General features: G+C 64.5%; 26 protein-coding genes. 25 read left to right on the plus strand and 1 reads right to left on the minus strand.

Going from position 1 to position 18,398, the window contains the following annotated elements:
• Nucleotides 1–9: 9 nt before the first annotated feature.
• Genes CFB45_RS08845 through CFB45_RS08910 form a run of 14 tightly spaced genes read left to right on the plus strand, consistent with a single transcriptional unit; the run spans nucleotide 10 to nucleotide 10,151 of the window.
• Nucleotides 10–1,047, plus strand: a complete 1,038-nt coding sequence (locus CFB45_RS08845) for a DUF2184 domain-containing protein (protein WP_089425306.1) — start codon at nucleotides 10–12, stop codon at nucleotides 1,045–1,047.
• 9 nt (nucleotides 1,048–1,056) lie between these two features.
• A complete protein-coding gene (locus tag CFB45_RS08850; RefSeq protein ID WP_089425307.1) occupies nucleotides 1,057–1,494 on the plus strand; it encodes an STY1053 family phage-associated protein in 438 nt (145 codons plus the stop codon).
• A gap of 55 nt (nucleotides 1,495–1,549) precedes the next feature.
• Nucleotides 1,550–1,933, plus strand: a complete 384-nt coding sequence (locus tag CFB45_RS08855) for a DUF4054 domain-containing protein (protein ID WP_049096470.1) — start codon at nucleotides 1,550–1,552, stop codon at nucleotides 1,931–1,933.
• 28 nt (nucleotides 1,934–1,961) lie between these two features.
• Nucleotides 1,962–2,444 carry a hypothetical protein gene (locus CFB45_RS08860; RefSeq protein ID WP_089425308.1) on the plus strand — a complete coding sequence of 161 codons (483 nt, stop codon included), beginning with the start codon at nucleotides 1,962–1,964 and terminating at the stop codon, nucleotides 2,442–2,444.
• Nucleotides 2,445–2,447: 3 nt separating this feature from the next.
• Entirely contained in the window at nucleotides 2,448–2,819 is a 372-nt protein-coding gene (locus CFB45_RS08865) for a hypothetical protein (RefSeq protein WP_089425309.1), read from the plus strand.
• A gap of 4 nt (nucleotides 2,820–2,823) precedes the next feature.
• Nucleotides 2,824–3,414 (plus strand): phage neck terminator protein, encoded by a 591-nt coding sequence (locus CFB45_RS08870; protein ID WP_089425310.1) that lies wholly within the window; start codon nucleotides 2,824–2,826, stop codon nucleotides 3,412–3,414.
• A 9-nt stretch (nucleotides 3,415–3,423) separates the two neighbouring features.
• Nucleotides 3,424–5,235 (plus strand): DUF3383 domain-containing protein, encoded by a 1,812-nt coding sequence (locus tag CFB45_RS08875; RefSeq protein ID WP_089425311.1) that lies wholly within the window; start codon nucleotides 3,424–3,426, stop codon nucleotides 5,233–5,235.
• A 15-nt stretch (nucleotides 5,236–5,250) separates the two neighbouring features.
• Entirely contained in the window at nucleotides 5,251–5,691 is a 441-nt protein-coding gene (locus tag CFB45_RS08880; protein ID WP_089425312.1) for a phage structural protein, read from the plus strand.
• Nucleotides 5,692–5,693: 2 nt separating this feature from the next.
• Nucleotides 5,694–6,221, plus strand: a complete 528-nt coding sequence (locus CFB45_RS08885; protein WP_089425313.1) for a phage tail assembly chaperone — start codon at nucleotides 5,694–5,696, stop codon at nucleotides 6,219–6,221.
• Nucleotides 6,218–6,403 (plus strand): DUF6889 family protein, encoded by a 186-nt coding sequence (locus tag CFB45_RS08890; protein ID WP_059723640.1) that lies wholly within the window; start codon nucleotides 6,218–6,220, stop codon nucleotides 6,401–6,403. Before CFB45_RS08885 ends, CFB45_RS08890 begins: the two co-directional genes overlap by 4 nt.
• Nucleotides 6,396–8,252, plus strand: a complete 1,857-nt coding sequence (locus CFB45_RS38265; protein WP_144025188.1) for a glucosaminidase domain-containing protein — start codon at nucleotides 6,396–6,398, stop codon at nucleotides 8,250–8,252. Before CFB45_RS08890 ends, CFB45_RS38265 begins: the two co-directional genes overlap by 8 nt.
• Complete coding sequence (locus CFB45_RS08900) at nucleotides 8,249–8,848, plus strand: phage baseplate protein (protein WP_089425314.1); 600 nt, start codon at nucleotides 8,249–8,251, stop codon at nucleotides 8,846–8,848. The genes CFB45_RS38265 and CFB45_RS08900 overlap by 4 nt, the downstream gene beginning before the upstream one ends.
• A complete protein-coding gene (locus CFB45_RS08905) occupies nucleotides 8,848–9,162 on the plus strand; it encodes a phage baseplate plug family protein (RefSeq protein ID WP_089425315.1) in 315 nt (104 codons plus the stop codon). The genes CFB45_RS08900 and CFB45_RS08905 overlap by 1 nt, the downstream gene beginning before the upstream one ends.
• Nucleotides 9,162–10,151 carry a phage protein gene (locus tag CFB45_RS08910; RefSeq protein WP_089425316.1) on the plus strand — a complete coding sequence of 330 codons (990 nt, stop codon included), beginning with the start codon at nucleotides 9,162–9,164 and terminating at the stop codon, nucleotides 10,149–10,151. The genes CFB45_RS08905 and CFB45_RS08910 overlap by 1 nt, the downstream gene beginning before the upstream one ends.
• Here the strand turns inward: CFB45_RS08910 and CFB45_RS08915 are convergent.
• The gene (locus CFB45_RS08915; protein WP_089425317.1) at nucleotides 10,142–10,588 is read right to left on the minus strand and encodes a hypothetical protein; all 447 of its coding nucleotides are present in this window, start codon (nucleotides 10,586–10,588) and stop codon (nucleotides 10,142–10,144) included. The two genes, CFB45_RS08910 and CFB45_RS08915, sit on opposite strands and share 10 nt — an antisense overlap.
• A 10-nt stretch (nucleotides 10,589–10,598) precedes the next feature.
• Between CFB45_RS08915 and CFB45_RS08920 the strand changes: the two genes are divergently transcribed.
• From CFB45_RS08920 to CFB45_RS08965, 11 genes are all read left to right on the plus strand, one after another.
• Nucleotides 10,599–11,345: a Gp138 family membrane-puncturing spike protein gene (locus CFB45_RS08920; protein ID WP_089425318.1), complete on the plus strand. Its 747-nt coding sequence runs from the start codon at nucleotides 10,599–10,601 to the stop codon at nucleotides 11,343–11,345.
• A gap of 7 nt (nucleotides 11,346–11,352) precedes the next feature.
• Nucleotides 11,353–11,706 (plus strand): hypothetical protein, encoded by a 354-nt coding sequence (locus CFB45_RS08925; protein ID WP_089425319.1) that lies wholly within the window; start codon nucleotides 11,353–11,355, stop codon nucleotides 11,704–11,706.
• Entirely contained in the window at nucleotides 11,703–12,890 is a 1,188-nt protein-coding gene (locus tag CFB45_RS08930) for a baseplate J/gp47 family protein (protein WP_089425320.1), read from the plus strand. The genes CFB45_RS08925 and CFB45_RS08930 overlap by 4 nt, the downstream gene beginning before the upstream one ends.
• Nucleotides 12,891–12,892: 2 nt before the next feature.
• The gene (locus CFB45_RS08935) at nucleotides 12,893–13,609 is read left to right on the plus strand and encodes a DUF2612 domain-containing protein (RefSeq protein WP_089425321.1); all 717 of its coding nucleotides are present in this window, start codon (nucleotides 12,893–12,895) and stop codon (nucleotides 13,607–13,609) included.
• Nucleotides 13,610–13,617: 8 nt separating this feature from the next.
• The gene (locus tag CFB45_RS39380; protein ID WP_256978173.1) at nucleotides 13,618–15,219 is read left to right on the plus strand and encodes a hypothetical protein; all 1,602 of its coding nucleotides are present in this window, start codon (nucleotides 13,618–13,620) and stop codon (nucleotides 15,217–15,219) included.
• A gap of 75 nt (nucleotides 15,220–15,294) precedes the next feature.
• Complete coding sequence (locus CFB45_RS08945; protein WP_089425322.1) at nucleotides 15,295–16,239, plus strand: hypothetical protein; 945 nt, start codon at nucleotides 15,295–15,297, stop codon at nucleotides 16,237–16,239.
• Between the two features lie 4 nt (nucleotides 16,240–16,243).
• The gene (locus tag CFB45_RS08950) at nucleotides 16,244–16,432 is read left to right on the plus strand and encodes a hypothetical protein (RefSeq protein WP_218828871.1); all 189 of its coding nucleotides are present in this window, start codon (nucleotides 16,244–16,246) and stop codon (nucleotides 16,430–16,432) included.
• Nucleotides 16,433–16,492: 60 nt separating this feature from the next.
• Nucleotides 16,493–16,900, plus strand: coding sequence for a hypothetical protein (locus tag CFB45_RS39385; RefSeq protein ID WP_256978175.1), 408 nt, complete (start codon nucleotides 16,493–16,495; stop codon nucleotides 16,898–16,900).
• A gap of 2 nt (nucleotides 16,901–16,902) precedes the next feature.
• On the plus strand, nucleotides 16,903–17,469 hold the full coding sequence (locus CFB45_RS08955; RefSeq protein WP_256978176.1) for a glycoside hydrolase family 19 protein: 567 nt from the start codon (nucleotides 16,903–16,905) through the stop codon (nucleotides 17,467–17,469).
• 76 nt (nucleotides 17,470–17,545) lie between these two features.
• Nucleotides 17,546–18,178, plus strand: coding sequence for a hypothetical protein (locus tag CFB45_RS08960; protein ID WP_089425324.1), 633 nt, complete (start codon nucleotides 17,546–17,548; stop codon nucleotides 18,176–18,178).
• 2 nt (nucleotides 18,179–18,180) lie between these two features.
• The gene (locus CFB45_RS08965) at nucleotides 18,181–18,396 is read left to right on the plus strand and encodes a hypothetical protein (protein ID WP_089425325.1); all 216 of its coding nucleotides are present in this window, start codon (nucleotides 18,181–18,183) and stop codon (nucleotides 18,394–18,396) included.
• The last annotated feature ends 2 nt before the right edge of the window (nucleotides 18,397–18,398 follow it).

Below are 18,398 nucleotides of genomic sequence, written 5' to 3' on the forward strand. Positions count from 1 at the left end.
GGAGCCGACATGACGACTCACAACAAACCGCTGCTCGCCCGCGCGGCGGGCATCGCCATCGTCGGCGCGCCGGCGATCATCCGCGCACGCACGCGCGACGCGCTGATGACGTTCGACGCGGCGACGATCGACAGCACCGGCTCGTTCCTCGTCGGCGAGCTGGAACGTCTCGACCAGACGCTGCACATGCCGCTCGCGTCCGTCACCTGGTCGCGCGACATCGACCTCCGCGAGGATGTGTCGATCGCCGACGAGGTGTCGTCGTTCACGAACTCGACGTTTGCGGCTGCCGGCGGCGCGTCGCCGAATGGCAAGTCGTGGATCGGCAAGGATGCGAGCGCGATCGCCGGCCTGTCGCTGGACATCGGCAAGACGCCGAATCCGCTCACCCTCTGGGGCATGCAGATCGGCTGGACGATCCCGGAACTCGAATCCGCGCAGAAGCTCGGTCGCCCGGTCGATCAGCAGAAGTTCGAGGGCATGCAGCTGAAGCACAACATGGACGTCGATGAGCAGGTGTACATCGGCGACCCGATCCTCGGCGTGACGGGGCTCGTGAACGCTGCGACGGTGACCAACACCAGCAACGCGATCACCGGCAACTGGGGCAGCGCGACGCCGGCGCAGATGCTCGCCGACGTGAACGAGCTGCTCAACAGCGTGTGGGCGGCATCGGCATATGCCGTGTGCCCCGAGCGCCTGCTGATCGATCCGCTGAACTTCTCGCGCCTGAACTCGGAAATCGTGAGCAGCGCGGGCAATATCAGCATCCTGCAGTTCCTGAAGAACAACTCGCTGTCGAACGCCATCAACGGCCGCCCGCTCGAGATCTACCCGTCGAAGTGGCTCACGAACCGCGGCGCGAGCAACACGAACCGCATGGTCGCGTACACGAAGGACAAGAACCGCGTTCGCTTCCCGCTCGTGCCGCTGCAACGCACGCCGCTCGAGTATCGCGACATCCGCCAGCTGACGACGTACTTCGGCCGGCTCGGTGTCGTCGAAGTCGTGTATCCGGAAACGATCGGCTACCGCGACGGCGTGTAAGGGGGCATCATGGCGAAGACGAAGATCTACGTAGCGAAGGCGTTCAAGCTGCTCGGCGCTGACGGCAAGCACACCGACTTCCACGTCGGCATGCATACGGTCGACGAGGCCGTCGCCGAAAACTGGTACGTGAAGCACCACCTCGGCGATCCTGGTGACGCGCCGGCGGCGGCCGGCGGCGACATGTCCGCGGCGCTCGCGGCGGCGCGCGCCGAGCTCGAAGCCGAGGGCGGCCGGCTGGCCGAACAGCGTGCCGAGCTCGACGCGATGTCGAAGGGCATCGACGCTCGTGCCGCCGAGCTCGACGCGCGGGAGGGCTCGATCGCCGCGCGCGAACTGGAGCATGCCTCGAACGTTGCGGCGTTCGAGGCTGTTCAGGCAGCTGCTGCCGACGCTGCGTCGCAGAAGGCGAGCGGCAGCCAGAAGCAGGGCGGCAAGCAGGCATAATGGCCGCAGGCGGGGCGCCACTGGCGCGCCCGCCATCTTCAACCGAAGGTGACCCGTGGATATCGCTCAGTTCCGCCAGACGTTTCCTGAATTCGAGAATTCGACGCTGTACCCCGATGCGGTTATCCAGATCTGGCTGACCGTGTCCGTGTCGCTCGTGAATCCGGAGCGCTGGCAGGAGCTGACCGACATCGGGATCGGGCTCTGTACCGCGCACCATGTCGCGCTATCGATGCGCGACCAGAACGCGGCGGCCGTCGGAGCGGTGCCCGGCCAGGTGACCGGGCCGCAGTCGGCGAAGTCCGTCGACAAGGTGAGCGCCAGCTACGACACTGCGGCCGTTGCCATCAAGGACGGTGGATTCTGGAACAGCACCATGTACGGAATCCGTTATCTCAGCCTCGCGATGATGATGGGCGCGGGCGGCATGCAGCTGTAGCGCCGCCGCTGCCCGCTGGGAGAACCCCATGGGCAGCATGAAAATCGACCGCCTCGACGAGGTGCTGAAGTCGATCGCCGGTCTTGTGAAACAGGAGGTGCTCGTCGGCGTGCCCGACAGCACGGCCGGTCGCAAGGACGACGGCGAACCGCTCAGCAACGCCGAGATCGGCTACATCCAGGAGACTGGATCCCCAGCTAACAACATCCCCGCGCGCCCGCACCTCGTGCCCGGTGTGCAGGACGCGCGGCCGAAGTTCGAGCCGCAGCTGCAGAAGGGCGTCGAAGCAGCGCTCGATGGCGACCTCGAACAGGTCCAGCGCCGGCTCAACATGGCCGGCATCGCGGCACAGAACTCCGTGCGCGCGAAGATCAACAGCAACATCGCCCCCGAACTGGCTGAATCGACGCTCGAAGCGCGGCGCCGGCGCGGCATCACGCGCGAGAACACGCTGGTCGACACCGGCCAGTACCGCAACTCGATCACGTATGTGATCCGCAAGAAGGGGTAGCGCATGGCTTTCCTCGACGTCACCGAGGTGCTGCTCGACCCGGATTTCATGGATACCGGCCTGATCTGCAACCGCATGACTCAGGTTGTCGACGCGCATGGGCGCGGGCAGAACACGCCGACGGCCACCCCGTTCGCCGCCGTCGTGACGAGCGACAAGGGCGACATCCTGCACCGGAATGCCGACGGCAGCCGAATCATCGGCTCGATCACGCTTCACACGATGTTTCGCCTGATGGATGGCAGTCCCGGGCAGGACGCCGACGAGGTGATCTGGGCCGGCCGCACCTACACCGTTGTCAACGTGAACGACTACTCGCACTTCGGCCGCGGCTTCGTCTGCGCGACGTGCGACCTGAAACCCCTCTCGGGATGACGCTATGACCGACAGCTCGACCGGCGGATACCTGGCGCCAGCCGTCGATACGCCGCCGGAGGAGGACGATGCCCTCGATGACTTGGTGCACGACCTGGTCGCGGGTATCACGGCCCTGTCTCCCGACCTCGTGCGGCCGCGCTGGCAACCAGTGGTCGCGAAGCAGCCCGAGCCGGGCGTCAACTGGTGCGCATTCGGCATCCAGACGCAGACGCTAGACGCCAGCCCGGCGATCGTCCACAACGGCGCGAACGAGGGCAGCGACACGTACATCCGCCATCAGGATCTCGACGTGCTCTGCACGTTCTACGGCCCGCAGGCCAAGGGCAATGCGCAGCGGCTTGCCGACGGTCTCTCGCTTCCGCAGAACCGCGAGCAACTCCAGCTGCTCGACATGGCGTTCGTCGGCGTCTCCGAGATCCGTGCGGCGCCGGACCTGGTCAACCAGCAATGGGTGCGGCGGTACGACATGTCCGTAAAGCTGCGCCGCAAGGTCACGCGCACCTACGCGGTCCTGAACCTGAAGTCTGTGCAGGCGTCGACGACGACAGACGCGTCGCCGCCGGTCACATCCACCATAAACGTCAACCTGTAGGGGATCAGCATGTCCAACGGACTGCCGGTATCGCGCCGCATCAACGTGACGCTCAGCCTCGCGGCGCTCGCGGCGCAGGGCGCGAACCTGAACACCGCGCTCATTCTGGGCGCATCGACGGTGATCGACACGAACGAGCGGATGCGCCCGTACGCCGGAATCACCGACGTGGCTGCGGACTACGGCACTGCGTCGCCGGAATACCTCGCTGCGGCGCTATATTTCGGTCAGACGCCGAAGCCGCAGAGCGTGTGCATCGGCCGCTGGGCGAAGACGGCGACGTCGGGCTCGCTGCGCGGCGGGGTGCTGTCGGCGGCGCAGCAGGCGCTCGCGCAGTGGCAGGCGATCACGAATGGCGCGTTCAACATCACGATCGATGGCGCTGCGCGCAACGTGTCCGCGCTGAACTTCTCGTCTGCCTCGAACCTGAACGGCGTGGCCTCGATCGTGCAGGCGGGGCTCGCGTCGTATGCGACGGTCGTGTGGACCGGCAGCCAGTTCCTGGTGACGAGCAATTCCAGCGGGATCGGCGCGGCCGCGAGCGGCACGATCACGCTGACGGCGAACCCCGCCGCGAACGATACGGTCACTATCAACGGCACGGCCGTGACGTTCGTCGCTTCCGCGCCGACGGGCAGCCAGGTGCTGATCGGTGCCAACGCGGCGGCCACGGCAGCCAACCTGCAGGCGTTCCTCGCCGCTTCGACGGACGCGAATCTGTCCCAGTGCAGCTACTCGACGGCGGGCGCCGTCACGAGGGTGACCGCGATCGCGGTGGGCAACGCCGGCAATGCGATCACGCTCGCGAAGTCGAGCGCCGCCATCACGCTGTCGGGCGCCACGCTCGCCGGCGGTGTCGCGGCGTCGACGGTCAGCTATGCGACCGCGCCCGGCACCGGAACCGACGTTTCCGCGATGCTTGGCCTGACGAGCGGGCTCGCATCGGCACCGGTGAACGGGATCTCGGCCGAGCAACCGACCGACGCCATCGCGATCTTCCTCGATCGCTTCGCGAATCAGTTCCTCGGGATTGAAATCGCGGACACCGCGGTGACGGACGACCAACACGTCGCGGTTGCGGCGATGATCGAGGCCGACCAGGCGCACATCTACGGGATCACAACCCAGAACCCGCAGGCGCTGGACTCGACCGTGACGACCGACCTCGCGAGCCGCCTGAAGGCGCTCAACTACCAGTACTCGGTGATCCAGTACTCGAGCGCGAGCCCTTACGCGATCAGCTCGTTCCTCGGCCGCCTGCTGACCGTCGACTTCAACGGCAACAGCACGACGATCACGATGGACTACAAGCAGGAGCCGGGCATCGTCGCCGAAACGCTGTCGACGTCGCAGGCCAACGCGCTGCAGTCGAAGAACTGCAACGTCTTCGCGGCGTACCAGAACAACACCGCGATCGTGCAGTACGGCGTCACGCCGAGCGGTATCTTCGTCGACTCGATCTACAACGCGATCTGGTTCAAGAACGCGGTCCAGACGGCGGTCTACAACCTCCAGTACCAGAGCCCGACGAAGATCCCGCAGACGGACGCTGGTAATGCGCTGATCGCCGGCGCGATCTCGTCGGTGTGCGACCAGGCCGTGACGAACGGCTACCTCGCACCGGGTGTGTGGAACTCGGCCGGCTTCGGCGCCATCGTGCAGGGACAGACGCTGTCGAAGGGCTACTACGTGTATGCACCGCCGATCTCGTCGCAATCGCAGGCGGACCGCGAGGCCCGCAAGTCCGTCTCGTTCCAGGTCGCGGCGAAGGAGGCGGGCGCGATCGGCGACGTCGACATCGCGCTCACCGTCAACCGGTAAAGGAAGAAAAACACCATGAGCACCTATAGCTTTGTGGACGTCACGGCGACGATCGTCGGTCCGACGGGCGTGTTCTCGCTCGGCTACGGAGAGGCCACCGCAGAGGAAGGCATCGTGATCGCTCGCGCCGGCGACAAGAACACGATGACCATCGGCTCGGATGGCGAGGGCATGCATAGCCTGCATGCCGACAAGTCCGGCCAGGTGACGCTGCGTTACCTGAAGACCGCGCCCGTCAACGCCAAGCTGATGGCGATGTACGACGCGCAGTCGCTGTCGAGCGCCCTCTGGGGCAAGAACCTCATCGAGGTGTCGCAGACTGCGGCCGGTGATGTCATCACGGCGCGCAGCTGCGCGTTCAAGAAGGCGCCGGAACTGAAGTATGCGAAGGACGGCGACATCGTCGAGTGGATCTTCGACTCGATCAAGATCGACAGCCTGCTCGGGACGTACTGACCATGGCGACGGAAATCCAGTTGGGCGGCAAGCGGTACCAGATCGGCAAGCTGAACGCGATGCAGCAGTTTCACGTGAGCCGCCGCATCGCGCCGATCATCCCGTCGATGATTCCAGTGCTGATGAAGTTCTATGCGGAGATCGAGCGCTCGCGCAACGCTGCCGCGAACGCGGCGCTCGGCGCACTCGCAGCTGGCGAGGATGCCTCGGCCGCCGAACAGCGAGACATGCTCGGCCTCGTGGACTCGATCGCGCCGGTGCTGCAGCCATTCGCTGACGCGCTCGCCGGGCTGAAGGACGAAGATGCCGAGTATGTCTTCGGGACATGCCTGTCGGTAGTCGAGCGCCAGCATCAGAACGGCTGGGCGAAGGTCTGGTCGGCTGCCCATAAGACGTCGCTGTTCGACGATATGGACATGGGGTCCATGCTGCCGCTGGTCGTGCGCGTCGTGGTCGAGAACCTCGGCCCTTTTATCAACGGGCTGCTTACCAGCCAAGCGAGCAGCCCGGCGGCGACTACGGCTGGTTGAAGTCGCTGCCCGGCGGCGAGGACTGGCTGCTCGCGCCCGTGCACGCGCAGATGTGCCGGTTCGAGTCGTTGAAGGACGGGACGCTTGATCTGGCCGACGTCGCGCTGATGAACGATTCACTCGCCGTCAGGGCAGACAACGAAGCGGCTTGGCGCCGCAGACAGGAAAGAGAAAATGGCTGAATCGGTCGTCATCCGCGAGTTCCTGGTCGCTCTCGGCTTCAAGGTCGACGAGAAGGGCCTGAAGAACTTCACGGAGGGCGTCGAGGGGGCAACTAAGGGCGTCACGCGCCTGATCACCACGATCTCCGGCGCCGCGCTCACGCTCGGCGCGGGCGTGTCCGCGTTCGCGTCAAAGCTCGAACGGTTGTACTTCGTGTCGCAGCGCACGGGCGCTGCGGCGACGAGCCTACGCGCGTTCGACTTCGCCGCCCGCAATCTCGGCGTGTCGACCGACGCCGCGTTCGGCACGATCGAGAACCTCGCGCGCTTCCTGCGCAATAACCCTGCGGGGGAGGGTTATCTCGCGAGCCTCGGCGTGCAGACGCGGAACGCAAACGGCGAGCTCCGCGACACAGTCGACATCATGTCGGATCTCGGCGGCGCGCTCGCCAAGATGCCAACCTGGCGCGCGGCCCAGTACGCGAACATCTTCGGGATCGACGAGAACCTGATGCTCGCGATGCGCAACGGGGACTTCGAGAAGCTCCTGAAGCAGTATCGCGAGATGTCGGCGACGACCGGGCTCGACAAGGCGGCCGACGACTCGCACCAGTTCATGATCCGGCTGCGCGAGATCGGGACGTCGTTCGAGAACCTTGGCATCCGCGTTGAGGGCGTGATGCTGCAGAAGATCGGGCCGCAGCTCGATCACTTCCAGAAGTGGATGGATGACCACGGCGAAGAAATCGCGCGCCGCGTCGGCGACATCGCGAGCGCCTTCGTCAGCGCGGCCGCTGCCATGGGACCGCCCTTGAAGTGGCTCGCCGACGAATTCCTTGAGCTGGACAAGGCGACCGATGGCTGGTCGACGAAACTGCTGTTCATGGTCGGCATTTTCAAGGTGCTGGGCGGGTTTCAGATCATCGGCGGTATCTGGAAGATGGTGACAGCGCTGCGCGCGATGGGTGCTGCCACGGCGGCCGCATCGACAGCTGGCACGGCCGCCGGCGGCGTAGGGTTGCTCGGCCGGCTGCTGCCGTTCGCGGCGCGCCTCGCAGGCGGCTTGGGCCTGCTGCTGCACAGCGACGACCTGAACAGCAGCGAGGAAGAAGAGCTTCGCCGGCGCCAGGCGCTCGGGCCGACGATTGACGGGCCGCAACCGAGCGGCGCGCAGGGTGCGCCGTCTACCGCAGCGCCGCCCGCGCCGGCGCCGGGCCAGCCCGGCCCAGCGACTTCGAATAGCGGCAGCAATCTGTCGGCACCGGGCTTCATCGATCGCGTGCGCGCCGCAATCGCCGCGGCGAAGGAGTCGGAGCGCAAGTACGGCGTCCCGTGGCTGGTCACGTTCGCGCAGTGGGCGCTTGAAAGCGGATTCGGTAGCAGCGGCCTGTCGAAGCGCAGCAACAACCCGTTCAGTATCCAGGCCGCCAAGGGTCAGGACTTCGTGTGGGGCCTTGATCATCGCGCTGACGGCACGCCGTACCAGGCGAAGTTCCGCCGGTTCAAGACGCTCGAGGAAGCGTTCGATGCGCATGCGCAGCTGCTCGCGAAGGGCAAGCCGTACGCGAATGCCCGGAAGGTGATGGGCAACGCCTTTTCGTTTGCCGACGCATTGACCGGCGTCTATGCCGAGGACCGCAACTACGGCGCGAAGCTCAAGAAGATCATGTCGAACGCACTGCAAAATCCCGAGTGGCTCGCGCCGTCGGCAGGGCCGTCCGGCGTGTCGAATCACGTCGAGATCAACCAGGACGTCAAGATTCAGGTGAGCGGATCCAGCGACCCTGATGCGACCGCGCGGTCGGTCGCGCGCGAGCAGAAGGGTGTCGCCGACGCCACGGTGCGGAACATGAAAGGGGCGATGACGTGAGCACGCTTTCCGACATCCTCGACGTCACACTCGTCGGCAGCAAGAAGATCGGCACCGTGACGATCTCGGCCGCCATCGAAGAGGTGTATAGCGACGAGGTGGTCGTCACCGAGCATCCGGTTGAAACCGGGGCGCCGGTGAACGACCACGCGTACATGCGGCCGCGCGAGATCCTGATGAAGTGCGGATGGAGCAACGCGGACTACGAGGCGTTGCTCGGCGCGGCCGTCGTGTCGTTCGACGATACCGGGGCTAACACGATGGCGACCGGCACATACGTCGATGCGATCTACAGCCAACTGCTGCAGATCCAGGGCACGCGGCTGCCGATCGACGTTGTGTCGACGCGCCGGAAGTATTCGAACATGTTGATCACCGGCCTCTCGGTCGTCACGGACGTGAAATCCGGCTCGGCGCTTATGCTAACGGCGTCGCTGAAGCAGGTGATCATTGTGAGCACGCAGGCGACGAAGCTACCGCCGCGCGCTAACCAGGCGAACCCGGCCGCGACTGCCGAGACGCAAAACGCGGGAGCGAAGTCAGCAGTGCCGGCGTCGCCGGCGCCGGGCGGCTCGGTTCCACCGACGAGCATGTGATGACGACGTTCTACGAAATCCCGCTGACGCCGGACCCACAGACGTTCACGGTCACGCTGAGCAGCGTCATTTATCAGTTGACGGTGCAGTATCGCGCGGCTGGGGGCACGGGCTGGGTCCTTGATGTTGCGGACGCGAGCGGCAGTCCGCTGGTCAACGGTATCCCGTTGGTGACGGGAACCGACCTATTGGGGCAATACGGATATCTCGGCTTCGGTGGCCGTCTATGGGTGCAGGGAGCTGCGAGCCCCGATGACGTGCCGACGTTCGATGATCTGGGTGTTGGTTCTCACGTTTTCTGGGTGACAAACTGATGGGAACGCAACAATTCGGCCGCAAAGTCTCGCTGATCATCGGCCCGGACTCCGGCGACGCGCTGGACCTGTCCGGCCTGCGCATCGTATTCCGCGTGCAGCGCGGCGACCTCCAGACGCCGAACTCAGCAAGGATCCGGGTCTACAACGTGTCCGATAACACGGCGCAGCGCGCGGCGGCCGAGTTCACGCGCGTGGTGCTGCAGGCCGGCTACGAGGGCAACTACGGGATCATCTTCGACGGGTCGATCATTCAGGTGCGGCGCGGGCGTGAAAGCCCGACCGACACCTACATCGACATCACGGCGGCCGATGGCGACATGGCTTACAACTTCGCTGTGGTCAACACGACGCTCGCGGCAGGCTCGACGCATGCCGACGTCGTCAACGCGTGCCTGAATGCGATGGGGAAGTTTGGCGTGACCGCCGGCTATATCGTGGATCTGCCGGCGAATCCTCTGCCGCGAGGCCAGGTGCTGTTCGGCATGGCGCGCGACCACCTCGAAACGGTCGCGCGGTCGACGCAGACGCTCTGGTCGATACAGGACGGCCAACTGCAGATTGTGCCCGAGACGTCGTATGTTCCCGGCGAGATCCCGGTGATCAACGCAAAGTCGGGCATGGTCGGGCTGCCCGAGCAGACGCAGAACGGCATCACCGTGCGCATGCTGCTCAACCCGGCAGTGAAGATCGGTCGCCTGATTCAGCTCGACAACTCGAGCATCCAGCGATATGAATTCAGTTTGAGCAGCGCCGATGCCATCGCTAGTCGCAATACGGCGCTGCAAAACCGGATCAACGGTGATGGCTTCTATTACGTGATGACGAACGAGTTTTGGGGCGATACGCGCGGAAACGACTGGTACAACGAGGTGATTTGCCTGGCTGTGGATGCGACAGCACAGGATCTAAATCTCGTGAATAAGAGCGACCAGAATGTCAGCGGCGTGGTCCCCCCGAAACTCGGTGTGATTGATCCCTACGGCTGACGGAACTGTTGCTTGTAAGTTGCGACGTTCTTCTGGCGCTCGTCTTCGGTCATTAGTGGTCCGAGAACGCGCCCATCACCATTGTCGAGAACGTCTACGCGATAGAGATTCATCAGGTTCACACTTGGGAGAAACGTCCCATCATTACCTACTATGACGGCCTCCGCTCCGGACGGGTCGTTAGTCCTTGCCCAACATCCGGTGATCGGCTTCTTGAATGCCGGGTTGAAGATGAATGCGAGCCTCATGTGTTTGTAGTTCGCGACAGGAAGAGGGCACGCAACCTTCGGATCAAGCATATATAGCATCGACGCGTTTTTGATCACGCCGTCAACGGGCGGCTTCATCGCCATGACATAAGCCTCACTGGTTCCCGCAATGGCGGTGGCACTGGCCACTGACAGCGTGGCGATTGCTGCAGCTAAAATTTTTTGCATTCTTCCCCCGATGGATCGAAAAGAGCGAGTCGACGACGAGCTGGCGTCGCTGCGTGAAGCGCTGCGCGGATGGCAGGTAGGCATCTGGACGGCACTACCCGGCGTGATCGAGTCATTCGACGCTGGCGCGCAGACCTGCGTTGTGCAGCCGGCGATCAAGATGCCAGTTCGCGCCAACGACGGCACGGTCACGACTGCCGCGCTGCCGCCTGTTGTCGACTGCCCAGTGCAGTTCCCGTCTGGCGGGAATTGTACGCTGACCTTTCCGGTCGCTCCGGGCGACGAATGTCTGGTCGTGTTCGCGTCGCGCAGCTTCGATGCGTGGTGGCAGTCGGGCGGCGTTCAGGAGCAGGCCGCGCTCCGCATGCACGACCTATCGGACGGGTTCGTTCTGCTCGGCTTCCGCTCGCGCCCGCGCGCGTTGTCGGGCGTCAGCACCTCGTCCGCTCAGCTGCGCAGCGACGACGGCGCGACGTACATCGACCTGAACCCGACGCTGCAGAAGGTGAGGATCGTCGCGCCTGGCGGCTTCGACGTCGTCGCGCCGCTCGCGACGTTCTCGGATGCCGTGTCGATCACGGGCCTGCTGACCTTCGTCGGCGGCATGGTCGGCAGCGCGCTGAGCGGCGCGGCCGCGGTGTTCAACGGCGTGCTGAACGTGATCGGCCAGATCACCGCGAACGGCAAGCGCGTCGACGACACGCACACGCACAATGGCGTGCAGCCGGGCAGCGGGAACAGCGGCACCGTCAACTGAGATCCCCATGCGATACCGAAAACTCGACGCTGACGGCGACTACGTCTTCGGCGGGTCGGCGAACGACTTTCTCGTGAACTCGCCGGACGCCGTCGCGCAGGCCGTGATCACGCGCTTGCTCCTGCTGCGCGGCGAGTGGTTCCTCGACACGACCGTCGGTATGCCGTGGGAAACCGACGTGATCGGCAAGAACACGCAGGACACGGCCGACGCGGCGATCCGCGCGTGCATTCTCGGCACGACTGGCGTCACCGAGATCACCGCGTACGCGAGCTCGCTCGACAGCACCACCCGAAAGCTGACCGTTACCGCGACGATCACGACGCTGTACGGCACTACCACCATCGAGACCACCCTGTGACGACGACGCTCACCACTGTCGCGCCGACGATCGACGCGAACGGCATAACCGCGCCGACCTACGCGGACATTTACGCGTACCTTCAGGCGCAGTACCAGGCGATCTATGGGGTCGACGTGTATATCGATCCGGATAGCCAGGACGGCCAACTGCTCGCCGTGTTTGCTCAGGCGCTCGCGGACGTGAACTCGGTCTGCATCGGCGTCTACAACTCGTTCAGTCCGTCGAAGGCGGTCGGCGCCGGGCTGTCGAGCAACGTGAAGATCAACGGCATCGCACGGCAAGTCGCGTCGTACTCGACGGCAGACCTGTTGATCGTCGGGCAGGCCGGCACGACGATCGCGAACGGCATTGCGAAGGACGGGAACGGAAACCAGTGGGCGCTCCCGGCGACGGTCACCATTCCGCCGGCCGGCGAGATCACCGTGACCGCGACTTGCCAGACGCTCGGCGCGATCGCTGCGCTGGCCGGCACGATCGACCAGATCGGCACGCCGACGCGCGGCTGGCAGACGGTGAATAACGCGGCCGACGCGGCCGTCGGCGCGCCGGTCGAAACTGATGCGGCGTTGCGCCAGCGGCAGACCGTCTCGACGGCGCTCCCGTCCCAGACCGTGCTGGAAGGCATCGTCGGCGCGGTCGAGAATGTCAGCGGCGTCACACGGCTCGCCGCCTACGAGAACGACACGAATCTCGTAGATTCGAACGGGCTGCCGCCGCACACCATTTCGCTGGTCGTGGAAGGTGGTGATGCCACTGCGATCGCGACCGCGATGGCGGTCAAGAAGACGCCGGGTGGAGGAACGTACGGCACGACGTCCGTTACGGTGCTCAACCGCTATGGCATGCCTATCACCATGTGGTTCTTCCGCCCGACGGATGCGCCGATCGCTGTAGCGATTTCCCTCAGGGTACTGCAGGGCTACACGACCGCGACAGGCGTCGCGATCCAACAGGCGGTGTCCGACTATATCAACGCGATCGCGATCGGTGGCGGCACGCCGCAGTGCGTCGAATGGGACTCGTGCATTGCGGCCGCGAAGGGGGTGACGGGAGCGACGACGTTCAAGCTGGCGTCCCTCGCGCTGACTGGCTCGCGCGGCGCTGGCACGCCTGACTATGCGCTGGTGTTTAACGAAGCGGCGTCATGCACGCCTGATCAGGTAGTTATCACACCGGTTTGAATATGGCAGAACTGGACGATTACACCGCACTGATCACGTCGGAGCATCAACCGCGGCCGCGCTTTATGGCCGTGGTCGCCGCTCTGGCCGCGCCCGCCGTTGACCAGATCAATGTGCTCGAGGGCATGCCTGGGCTGTTCGACCTCGACGTCGCTGTCGGCGATCAGCTCGATACCGTAGCCGAATGGGTCGGTACGAATCGACGGGTGAGCACGCCGCTCACGGGCGTGTATTTCTCGTTCGATCTAGACGGCCTGGGCTTCGATCAGGGAGTCTGGAAGGGGCCTTTCGATCCTGACACTGGGCTGACGCTGCTCGACGACGACACGTTCCGAATGGTGATTCGCGCGCAGATCGCCGCGAACCACTGGGACGGCACGCCGGACGGCGCCGCAGCGATCCTCGAATTGCTGGCTCCGGCCGGATCGCTGGTGTTCATCCAGGACAATCAGGACATGTCGATGACGATCGGCGTGGCCGGCAAGCAGCCCTCGGCACTGTTTATTGCGCTGCTTAATAATGGTCTCCTGAGCGTCAAACCCGAGGCCGTTCGCGTCAATTACGAGATAACGACGATCGATGGTGATCCGCTGTTCGGGTTCGACAACGACAACCAGTATTGCGCCGGCTTCGATAGGGGAGCGTGGGGCGCGTCCACGATCATCGCGCAGGACCTGCTCGACTATACGTTCGTCCTCGACGTTTCACTTCTCGGCTGATTTCGACCATGAAGAATTTACTGATGCGCGCCTTCATGGCGCTTGCGATGCTGTGCGCGCTCCCTTCGCATGCTCAGTTTGCTCCGGGCCAACCGCTGACGGCATCGCAGCTGAATGCAACGTTGGCGGCGAAAACCAGCAACGCTGCAGCGGCGATTACCGGTGGCACGATTACTGGAGTTACGATCACTGGCTTGCCCGCACCGATTCCTGTTGCGTCGGGCGGCACCGGCGTGACGACGGCGACGGGCACTGGCTCTCTGGTGCTGGCGAGCGGCGCTACGCTGAACAACGTCACGACGACCGGCGCTTTTGCATCCCCAGCGTTCGCGTCGTTCGGCAACCAGTCGACCTGGCTCCGCTCGCTGATTTCATGCTCGACGGACTGTGCTCAGACGTGGTCGCAGTCGACCGGCGGCGGTAGCGGGCTGCTCGGTGCCACGCGATCGTCGGACAACACGCTTGCTGGATCGATGGCGGCGCAGGGAGTCGCCGGTTACGCGATCAACGACAACACGACGCAGGTTCAAACCGTCTACGGTGGTTACTTCGAGGCGCGCCGCGCGGCGGGAGCTGGCACCACCCAGGGCAGCGAGATCGACGTCGTGAACCAGGGGGCCGTCGTCGGGCTCGACCCCTACAACATGTTCACGACCGGAACGACGCCCGCGCTCTGGTTGTCGTCGGGACGCCCGGACGTGACGTCTGGCGCCGCAAACGCGAGTGCGGCGCTCGGCATCATCAACAACAACACCGCATTCGAGAACGGGATCGTGTTTCACAGCTCCGCGCTGAACACGACGGCTGGCGAAGGCAATGCGATCGTGCTCCCGCAGAAAGATGCGGTCGTTTGGTACGGAAGCGCCGGAAATAAGGTCGCAGCGATCCGCAGCGATGCAACGACGGCTTCGTTTCGGTTCGTGTTCGGCAACGGTTCATATAATTTCCAGACAATTGCGGGAACGACGGTCGTATCAGGAGATACGTCCGGAAATGTGACGGCCAACGGCACCGTAACCGCACTTGGGAATGTCTCCGCAAACAGCACCAGCTATATGCTCGGTAATATTGCGGGTCTTACACTGCCAGGAAACAACACGACGACTGGCACGAATTCGATCGGCTGGAACCGCTCGAACGGCGGCGGCGAGACGGATTTTGTAAACGCCAAAGGAGGCGGCTCGACAGGTGGTTTCCAGTGGTACCAGTGGAATGGCACAGCATCCACGCTCACGGCGACGCTCACGCAAAACGGAAATTTTTCAACTACCGGCGGCATCGACGGAACGGCGATCGGCGCCAACACGCCGAATACGGGGAAATTCACGACGCTCTCGTCGACTGGGACTGGAGCAATGCCGCTGTACAGCACGACTGGAGCCAGCGTGAACGCACCGCATATGGTGCAAGGCTCGGTTGCGCTCTCATCCGGGTCTGCCACGGTGACGCTCAGCGGATCGGCCGTCTTTTCGTCCTCGTCGAGCTACACCTGCACCGCCAATGACACGACTTCTGCAAACGCGGTGAAAGTCACCCAAGGCTCCGGCACATCGATCACTTTCACCGGAACTGGAACGGATACGGTGCAGTTTCTCTGCGCGGGCAACTGACCTCGCAACCATTCATATGCAGGCCACCTTCGGGTGGCTTTTTTTTGGCCGCTCGACAGCGGCCCAGGAGAGGCAATGTCCGGAACCAATGACTTTCAGCCGTTCGCGACGGGCGCGGGCGCGAATGTGCTGTCGCAGGCAGACTATCTCGCGCTCGCCGCGCTGGCGACCGGATTCCAGGCGGGAACAGCGCAGTCGGCAGCACTGAACAAGGTGTGGCGGCAGTCGAGCATCATGTCGGCCGTCCTCGCGCAGTTGATCGTCGATCTGACTGGCCAGAACGCGACGGACGATGGAACGACCGCGACGCTGCTCGCGAACCTCAAGCAAGCGCTCATTGCTGGTGGGGGTGGCATTGCTCGATTCATTTCGAGCACGTCGTGGACTGTTCCAGCCGGCGTCTCGCTTGTATGGGCGAGCGGAGTTGCTGCAGGAGGAGCTGGAGCATCCGGAGGCGCAGGCTCGGTTTCAAGCACTGCTGCTTGGTCGGCAGGAGGCGGCGGGGGCGGTGCCGGCCAACCGATCATTCGAGTTCCATATGCGGTTGTCCCGGGGACCGTCGTCAACATCACGATTCCAGCATCCGCTATCGGCGGCGCTGCGCCGACCTCGGGCAACGGCAACAACGGAGCAGCGGGCGGGAACCTGATCATCTCCGGTACAGGCTTCAATGGAGGTACGCCCGTCACGCTCGCCGGTGGTAGTGGTGGCGGTGGAGGGCAGGCCGTAACGAACTCCAACGCAGCCGGCGGCGGCGGCGGCCCCGGATTCCCCAATGGCTCGTTCGGATCCGACACGACTGCGAATAATGCGAGCGGTAACGGTGGCATGGGTGCGAGCTCGCCGTTCGGTGGAGGCGGCGGTGCGGGCCGTGGAGCTACGAATGGCGGCGTCGCTGGTGCCAATGCATTTGGGTTTGGCGCTGGCGGCGGTGGTGGTGGCGGCGTCTATACGGCCGGCGGCGGCAACGGCGGTGCCGGCGGTAACAGTGGACCGGGTTTCATGATGTTCGAATGGTGATCACATGACAATTTCTAGCTACGCAGTTGTTGAAAACGACGTCGTCGTGAACATCGTGCTGTGGGACGGCACGTCGGAATGGGATCCGCCCGCCGGCGCGCAGGTGGTCCCTGTCCCGGCCGGCACTCTCGTCTGCCTCGGATACATGTACGACGGCGCGAAGTTCTCGCCGGGCGCCGAGAGTGGCGAATAGTCCGCGCTACGCACAACAGCAAGCCGCCTTACGGGCGGCTTTTTCATTTCCGGGGGATGAATGACCGACAACGCATCGTCACGCGCGCGCGTCGAAGAACGATTTCGCGATGGGGAACGGCGCTTTTCGAAATTGGAGCGTCGAATCGATGAGAGCGATGAGCAGGTGAGGGCCCACCTACAGCTTCAGGATGAACACCTTCAGCGCCAGGACGAAAAGATCGACTCAATCGTCATCGCAGTGTCGACGATCCAGACGAACACGCAATCGATGGTCGACACGTGGGAGGGCGGCGCGCGCGTCGTCCGCGCGCTCTGTCGTCTTGCCGATGCGTGGCGCTTCCTCGTCCGGAACGTGGCCGGCCCGACGATCGCCTTCGGCACCGTCGGCGTGATCGTCTTCCGTTACCTGCGACACGAACCCATTCCCGATTGGGCGAGCGCGGTCGTGAAACTGCTTCTGGGATGACCATGACACCACAAACCCTTTCCGCCGCGCTGGAGATTCCGCTCGCGCGCGCGACGCCGTGGGCCGATCCGCTCTCGGCCGCGATGGCGCTGTATGCGATCGATTCTCCCGTGCGCCAAGCCGCGTTTCTCGCGCAGTGCGGTCACGAAACAGGGCGCTTCCAGTGGCTCCGCGAGATCTGGGGGCCGACGGTCGCGCAGCGCACATATGAGCCTCCGGCGGCGAAGGCGGCCGAGCTGGGCAACACGAGGGCCGGAGATGGCTTCCGGTACCGCGGCGGCGGCCTGCTGCAGATCACCGGCCGCTACAACTTCCGTGAGATGGGCCAGAAGATCGGCATCGACCTGGAGGGAAACCCGGACCTGATCACACAGCCGTCCGTCGCCGCGCATGCCTCGGCGCAGTTCTGGGCCGACCACGCGCTTAGCGCGTTCGCAGACGCTGGTGACTTCCTCGCGATCAGCCGCGCGATCAACCTCGGCAATCCGCGCTCGGCGGCGACACCGAACGGCATGCCCGACCGCCTGGCGCTCTGGGGTTCCTGCAAGAAGGCACTCGGCGTCGCCTGACACACCGGTTTTCGATTTTTCGAAATTTCGCAATCCCGCCCGGCCACGCGCCGGCTTTTCGTTTCTGGAACCAGACATGACCCGATGCAGCCATGACGTCGCGCTCGAGCAGCGCTGCGAGAAGTGCACGGCCGAGGGGCTCGCGAGCCTCCCGAAGATCGCCGGCGAGCACGCCGTGCGCGTGACCGACGTTGAAATCGAGTACTACCCGGACCACCCGCCGCGCACCGAGTCGGAAACGTTTCGCCACACGAAGAAGGTCGGCCATGCGGCCGGCCTGCGCTGTTCGATCAGCGGCCAGCCGGCGCCCGAGTATCACCATCTGTTCTGCGAGTGGGCAGATTCGGACGCGATCGACTGGGCAACCGTGCGCAGCGTCGCGCTGGGCGACGTTAAGGAACTGCCCGTGCTCGATCCGATCACCGACCAGCCGACGAAGGAACTGTATCCGGTCGAGGAATCGTTCCTGTGGCTCGTCTGCAAGCTAGTCGAGCTGCGCGGCTTCGACTGGCATGCGTTCGACCCGGAGAAGCCCGAGACCTTCGTCGACGCGATGACGAACATGCTGCCGCTGTCGGCGAAGTTCCACCGGTCGCCGACGCACGGCATCCATCACCGGTCGTTCCCGACTTTCGTGTTCCAGGCGTTCCCGCGCAAGGCCGGGTTCGTCTTCACCCCGGACGAGCTCGTCCAAGATCGCAAGGAGTAGCCATGCCCGCACCCACCTCGAGCATCGTGACCGGTGGCGTCACGATCAGCGCCGCAACGGTCGAACCCGCAGTTCAATGGGCGCTCAGTGCGCTGGCGCATGCGCCGGTTCCGGAGAGCGTCTCGGTCCTCGTCACCGGCCTGGTGTGCGCAGCCGCGCATGCCGTAATCAACCGCCTGATCGCGCGCAACGCCGTCCCGGCAGCGCCCCAGCTGTAACC

It is taken from the genome of Burkholderia sp. HI2500, assembly GCF_002223055.1.
GTDB lineage: Bacteria > Pseudomonadota > Gammaproteobacteria > Burkholderiales > Burkholderiaceae > Burkholderia.